Source organism: Streptomyces sp. NPDC045967, assembly GCF_056430495.1.
In genome coordinates, this window is the sequence record NZ_JBWKLE010000041.1 from 1 (window position 1) to 6,228 (window position 6,228).

Below are 6,228 nucleotides of genomic sequence, written 5' to 3' on the forward strand. Positions count from 1 at the left end.
AAATTTCATAGTGTTTCGGTGGTCATAGCGTTAGGGAAACGCCCGGTTACATTCCGAACCCGGAAGCTAAGCCTTTCAGCGCCGATGGTACTGCAAGGGGGACCCTGTGGGAGAGTAGGACGCCGCCGAACAATCATTGCGGGAAGCCCCGCACCAGACCCTCCAGGGTCTAGTGCGGGGCTTTTCTGCGTTCACCCGATGATCTGCTTCGACCGCTCGTTGATGGTGTGACCCGAGTGGGGACCAGGAGGCCGTCCACCACGAGCACGGTGTGCCTTCGCTTGCCGGCCTTCCTCTGCAACCCACCGAACACCTATCCACTCACGGACGTGGCAGTGGCTGACGCCAGTCGCCAAGCCTCCTGAGGAGAAACTGGCGGGCGAGAGAACGTATGTCATCCCACGCCGGATCTCCGATCAGGGCGTCGGCCCACAAGCCGACGCGGCAGCTGCCATCGATCTCGTCGAGGCGGCGGCCAATGGCCTGCAGGCCGCGGACGTCCTCGGGCTCGAATGCGCCGCGCTCCGTGAGTCCTTCAGAGACACGGCAGAGGAGTTCCACCTCTTCGACGACATCCTTCGTCTCCAGCTCACGCTCGCCCAGCCAGGCAAGTTGATCCTGGGTCTGAGCTGCCAGGAGGGCCATGAAGCGCAACGTCCAAGTGCACAGACGCGCGTCACCGAGGTGGTTCATACCTGCGCGATCGCATCCAGCTGCCGCGAGAAGGTTCGATGGCGCAGAGGATAGGTAAGGGCGGGCGCGGCGTTCCGGGGCGTTGAAGCGCGAATGCCGCCGCAATCCGTTCTCGGGCTTCGGCTCACCTTGTGTGGTGTCGGCCCGAAGCCAGAGCTTCGGCAAGCCGCGCCGCTGGATCGCCAGTGACGCGATGTACGGAGCGTCCGGCCGGCCAGGTCGAGATTCCGTCGTCCACCCACCTCGGAACGACGTGGAAGTGCAGATGGGGCACTGACTGCTCCGATCCCGGGCCGCTGGCGCTGAGGATGTTCACGCCTGAGGCGTTCAAGGCGGTCCGAGCGGCCTCGGCCACGCGCTGGACCAGGGCCGTCATGACGGCGAGGATCTCTGGCGGGGTCTCAAAGACATCCGCGTAATGGAGCGTTGGGACCACCAGAGTGTGACCCGGCGCCAGTGGGTCCAATGGAGTAAAGGCGCAGGCCATCGGACCACGAGCCACCCAACTCGCGGTGTCCTCACGGATGAGTCCGCAGAATATGCACTCCATGCGACCGACCCTGCCAGACGCGGGACGTCCATCGCCAACCAGTTCGGGGCCGCCTGATCAGCCAGCGCTGAGTGGCGACATCCTCAAGGCATGAGTCGGCTCCGCCGATCAGCGGGCCGGTCGGCCAGCGCTCGAGTAGGGGCTCAGGTTCCGGACCGAGGCCGCTACCAGGAGCGAGGGTCAGTCCCGCCGGATAAGGGTTTCCTGTGGCGCAGGACGATCTTCTACCGTGGTCGGAGCGGGACGGCGCGCCATCCCGCAGGCTGCGGTGCCGTGGCAGAGCGGCCCATTGCGATCGACGTGAGCGAGGTCCCGCTCGCGGCGACTGACGGAGACGGGGCGGGCCTGGCCCTATCTGTCCGCGGGTTCGAATCCCGTCGGTACCGCAGCCGACCTGGAACCGAGGTCGTCGAAGATTCCGCGCAGCCATGGGCTGCGGACGCCCGGCAGCCGGACCAGGGTGTGCCGGAACGTTCCCGAGTCGATCCGGAAGGGGTGACGGGGACGGGTCGCGGGCGGGTCGAAGTCGTCGCGGAGGACGCCGTCGGGGAGGACGCCCGACGTGGGAACGGGCAGGTCCGGCTCGGGGAAGGCCAGCCGCAGCCAGACCCCGAACGGCAGGGGCACCGCGTACGCCGCCGGGACGGGCGGGGCCCAGAGTTCTCCCGTCTGCGGATGCGTCGGCACGAGGAGGATGTCGGCGTCGCCGTCCGGAGCCGGCCGGCCCGGTCCGGCCAGGACGGCGTACCGCGGTTGCGGACCGGCGGGCAGCATCGCGTCGAGTGCGGATTGGAGCACCTCACCGGCCAAGCCGTCCGGCACGATGATCGGGCGGCCCTCCGAGGCCACCAGCAGGTGGGCGAGTGCATGGCCCGCGGCCGCCTCCCATTGCGGGCTCCAGGAGCACCAGTGGGTCGACCAGTGGCCCGCGCCCGCGGGGGACCCCCACCTGGTGATCGGCTCGAACGGGGGCGTGCCTTTCGCTTCCGTGACCAGCTCGGCCCAGGTGAGCGGTGCGGGGGCGACGACGTCGTCGGCGGGAACACGTCGTACGGCGTTCGGGGCGAGCCACATCGCCTGCCAGAGCGAGCAGTCGTCGATCCGGCTCGCCACGGGCAGGCCGCAGGCCGTGCAGGCCACGTTGGGGCCGGCGGCCCCGTCCAGGCCGCAGCAGTAGCCGCCTCCGCGGTTCTCCGGGATCAGCACGGTGCCCCGAGCGTCGCCGGGCGCGATGACGACTGCGCCGGGCTCGCCGTCGGAGAGGGCGTGGACGGGCGCGTAGACACCGCGGGCGGCCCTCTCATCCGGAGCGATCTCCTCCCACTTCCGCCACGGTGGTCCCGAGGGCTCCGGCTCCACGGCGAAGGTGCCCGACTCCATCAGGACCGGGAGTTGAGTCCCGTTCCCGTACACCTGGTGGGCATGGACCGGCAGGGCAACCTGGGACAGCGGACGGGTCAGCTCGGCGCCGCATCCCGCACAAACGAAAACGAGCACATGTCCTCCGTCTGGGCAGCCGCGACATCGTCGCAATTCGGCCGCGGCAAGCCAACCGATTTCAAACGGGTCAGGACAGCCATCTGGCGCGCGAGCAAGCATGGGCGGCCTTCCCGCAGCAGGGGAAGCGTCGAGCACCGGCGTCGGACCTGTGACCAGGAATCCTCGGCAGCCATCACCGGCCTTCCTGAGCTCCCCTTGCGGGGCCGGATACGGCCGGTCTGACATGGCCGGCTGGAAAGGTGCCGCGACGCCCCGGCCTCTGCGCGGCCACGCTCCCCCGCCGACCACGGACGGAGCGGCCGGCTATGAGCAGCCCGAGACCGTTGCGCTCCGCAGGCGCCCGGGTTGATCTCCGGCGGGCGTGGGCCGAGGGCCAGTGGCCGTTGACCTTCGAGTGGGTTGAAGCCCAATGATGGCGTGGTGCCGAATTCCGAGCTGATGTCGATCGGGGCCTTCGCCCGACGCAGTGGGCTGACCTCCAGCGCGTTGCGGTTCTACGCCGACTGCGGGCTGCTGGTCCCCGCCCGGACCGATCCGGTGTCGGGTTACCGCTACTACGACACCGACCAGGTCGCGCGGGCGACCGCCCTGCGGCGGCTCCGTGGGATCGCCATGCCCCTCCCAGCCGTCGAGGCCGTTCTCGGCGCACGGGCGCACGAGGCGTCCCGGCTGGTCGACGAGCACGTCGCGCAGCTCGCGGGGGAGGCGGCCGCGGCCCGGCGGAAGGCAGAAGTGATCAAGTCCGCGCTCGGTGACGTACCGACTCTGCACATCGCCGCGCTCAAGGGCCCCGTACTGGCGGACGCCGTCGAGCAGGTCCTCACCGCGGCCGTGCACGAACCGGGGATGCCGGTGCTCGCCGGCCTGCGCATCGAGGCGAGTCATGAGGCGCTCACCCTGACGGCGACCGACCGGTACCGCCTGTCGACCCGGACCCTGGTCCCCGTCGAACCCCCGGGGCAGACGTGGGCCGGCACGGTCGACGGTGACGAGCTGCGCGTCGCGGTCGCCGCGATGCGCCGCAGTGCGCTGGTCCGGCTCGAAGCGGTGCCGCACGGGGTCCGCCTCCGCGCGGCCGGGGGGAAGGAGCGGCACTGCCGGGTGCTGTTCGAACCGTTCCCCGACCACCGACAGCTGCTCGCGTCACTGGGCGAGGTGACCACCCGGGTTACGGTCCCGAAGGACCTGCTGCTGCGGGCCCTGGAGGAACACCCCGGTGAGCGCATCGGGCTGCGCGTCGGCGAGGACGCTCTGGGCGTCCTCGCCAATGGCGCCGCCCCCCGGCCCGCACCTCCCGGCCACCGCGTCCGGGGAGACCCGGACCGTGTGGTTCGAGCTGACCACCCTCTATCCGGCGGTCAGTACCGCCATCGGTCCCGACGTGATGCTCGACCTGCGGGGTGAGGGCGAGCCGGTCACGATCCGCTCCGCCGACCGCGGCGATTTGACGACGCTGGCCATGCCGATCAAGCCCGAAGGCCCGACGCGTGACAACGACAGCGAGGAACCGCGATGACCACCACCACACCCACCAGCCCGGATCCGACGATGGAAGCCATGGGTCGGGCCGTGTCGGAAGGCCGTGCCGGAGACGCCGACTCCGCCCGTCGGAAGCTGCTGGGCCTGTGGTCCGCGATCGGGGTCGCCGGCGACCCGCTCCACCGCTGCTCCCTCGCCCACTACCTGGCGGACCTCTACGAAGACCCCGCCCGGGCCCTCGCCTGGGACGTCCGTGCCCTGGACGCCGCCGACGCCGTGACGGAGCAGCGGGTTCAGGAGCACCACGCAGGTCTGCACGTCGCGGGCTTCTACCCCTCCTTGCACCTCAATCTGGCCGACGGCTACCGCCGGCTCGGGTCCTTCGAAGCCGCCGAGGAGCACATCCGAGCGGCCAGGGCTCATGCGCCCCACTTGCCGCGGACTCCGTACGGGGACTTGGTGCGCAGGGGCGTCGAGGAGGTTGCCGAAGCCATCACCCGGCGGGAACGGACTCGGCGGCCTTCCGCACCTGGCGCCCCGATCTGAGGCCCTCTGTCAGCCAACCCGCGGTCAGAGCACCACACTTGGGTGGTGACCGTGGGTCTTCGTGGCGTGGGGGAGTGGTGTATCGGTGGATCTGAGCGCAGTGATCATCGCAGTGGCGGGTGTTGCCGGCACCCTGGGAGCCTCGCTCCTCACCCAGCGGGGCGCCGAGCGTACGAAGCTCAGGGAGATAGAGCTCGTCCGAGACCAGGAGGAGACCCGCGAGAACCGCGCACTGCGCCGGACCTGTTATGCGGAGCTCAACCGGGACGCCCGGCAGTTCACCACGGCGCTCAACCGGCACCTGCACGTCATGAGGGAACGAAACGTGGAGGACGCCGACGCGGCCGCGCTCGAGGAGGCGAAGGACGCTCACCGTGATCGGTACTCCGAAGCGCAGATGATCGCCCCGGACGAGGTGCTCGTCCGGGCGAGGGCCGTCAATCAGGCGCTGAACGAGGTCTACGGGCGGGTCAAGCGCCTCGAGCGAGGTGAGCCCCGGCCGGGCGAGACGATGGAGACCGCGGAACAGGAAAGGCAGGCCGTGTGGGACCGGCTTCGGGAGATGCGTGCTGCCATGCGGCATGACCTGGGGGTCTCGCCGGGGGGTCTGCCGGACGGGCGCGGAGCCGACCCGGACTCGTTTTGACACCCCCATGGCGCGGTTGTAGAGTCAAACGGTTGCCTCGAGCAGGACAAGCTCGGCAACGCCCCCACGATGAATGGAAGTTCGAGTGGGACACTCGACTCTTCATTCGGGAATCGAAGCCGGGAAATCCGGTGGAGATCTTCTGATAGAGTCGGAACCGCCGGAAAGGGAAAGCGCGGAAGCGCGGGAACTGGAAAGCACCGAGGAAATCAGGCCCGAGAGGGTCTGATAGAGTCGGAAACGCAAGAACAGCAGGAAAGCAGAACGAAGCCCGGAGGAAAGCCCGAGAGGGTGAGTACGAAGGAAGCGTCCGTTCCTTGAGAACTCAACAGCGTGCCAAAAATCAACGCCAAAAGTTGATACCCCGTCCATTTCGGTGGATGAGGTTCCTTTGAAAAAGTCCTGTGGGGCTCCCTCCGGGGAGTGCTTGCAGGCAATTACACAGCGAGGACGCAGTGGACGGTCGGTCTTATTCCGACATGACTGTCCCGCTCTACGTGATGTGTGCACCCGATTACGGGTAAACATTCATGGAGAGTTTGATCCTGGCTCAGGACGAACGCTGGCGGCGTGCTTAACACATGCAAGTCGAACGATGAAGCCCTTCGGGGTGGATTAGTGGCGAACGGGTGAGTAACACGTGGGCAATCTGCCCTTCACTCTGGGACAAGCCCTGGAAACGGGGTCTAATACCGGATAATACTCCTGCCTGCATGGGTGGGGGTTGAAAGCTCCGGCGGTGAAGGATGAGCCCGCGGCCTATCAGCTTGTTGGTGGGGTAATGGCCCACCAAGGCGACGACGGGTAGCCGGCC

Annotated in this window: 5 protein-coding genes, 1 tRNA gene, 2 rRNA genes and 1 pseudogene; 6 read left to right on the top strand and 3 right to left on the bottom strand. The window is 68.3% G+C overall.

Features of this window, described 5'->3' with window-relative positions; genetic code table 11:
* Positions 1-14 precede the first annotated feature (14 nt).
* Positions 15-131, top strand: a 5S ribosomal RNA gene (gene rrf, locus AC07FY_RS32815).
* 190 nt (positions 132-321) lie between these two features.
* Here rrf and AC07FY_RS32820 read toward each other — a convergent pair.
* Together AC07FY_RS32820 and AC07FY_RS32825 are read right to left on the bottom strand one after the other, a co-directional pair.
* Positions 322-645 carry a hypothetical protein gene (locus tag AC07FY_RS32820; protein ID WP_479014067.1) on the bottom strand — a complete coding sequence of 108 codons (324 nt, stop codon included), beginning with the start codon at positions 643-645 and terminating at the stop codon, positions 322-324.
* A gap of 172 nt (positions 646-817) precedes the next feature.
* Entirely contained in the window at positions 818-1,243 is a 426-nt protein-coding gene (locus tag AC07FY_RS32825) for an HIT family protein (protein ID WP_479014070.1), read from the bottom strand.
* 267 nt (positions 1,244-1,510) lie between these two features.
* Between AC07FY_RS32825 and AC07FY_RS32830 the strand changes: the two genes are divergently transcribed.
* A tRNA-OTHER gene (locus tag AC07FY_RS32830) sits at positions 1,511-1,629 on the top strand.
* On the opposite strand, the gene AC07FY_RS32835 is transcribed toward AC07FY_RS32830, so the two are convergent.
* The gene (locus AC07FY_RS32835) at positions 1,595-2,740 is read right to left on the bottom strand and encodes a hypothetical protein (protein ID WP_479014073.1); all 1,146 of its coding nucleotides are present in this window, start codon (positions 2,738-2,740) and stop codon (positions 1,595-1,597) included. The two genes, AC07FY_RS32830 and AC07FY_RS32835, sit on opposite strands and share 35 nt — an antisense overlap.
* 423 nt (positions 2,741-3,163) lie before the next feature.
* Between AC07FY_RS32835 and AC07FY_RS32840 the strand changes: the two are divergent.
* From AC07FY_RS32840 to AC07FY_RS32855, 4 genes and pseudogenes are all read left to right on the top strand, one after another.
* A pseudogene (locus tag AC07FY_RS32840) lies at positions 3,164-4,259 on the top strand (DNA polymerase III subunit beta family protein).
* Positions 4,256-4,768: a hypothetical protein gene (locus AC07FY_RS32845; RefSeq protein ID WP_479014076.1), complete on the top strand. Its 513-nt coding sequence runs from the start codon at positions 4,256-4,258 to the stop codon at positions 4,766-4,768. The pseudogene AC07FY_RS32840 and the gene AC07FY_RS32845 overlap by 4 nt, the downstream one beginning before the upstream one ends.
* An 85-nt stretch (positions 4,769-4,853) precedes the next feature.
* Complete coding sequence (locus tag AC07FY_RS32850; protein ID WP_479014079.1) at positions 4,854-5,414, top strand: hypothetical protein; 561 nt, start codon at positions 4,854-4,856, stop codon at positions 5,412-5,414.
* Between the two features lie 527 nt (positions 5,415-5,941).
* Positions 5,942-6,228: ribosomal RNA gene (locus AC07FY_RS32855) — 16S ribosomal RNA — on the top strand; the annotation flags it as partial.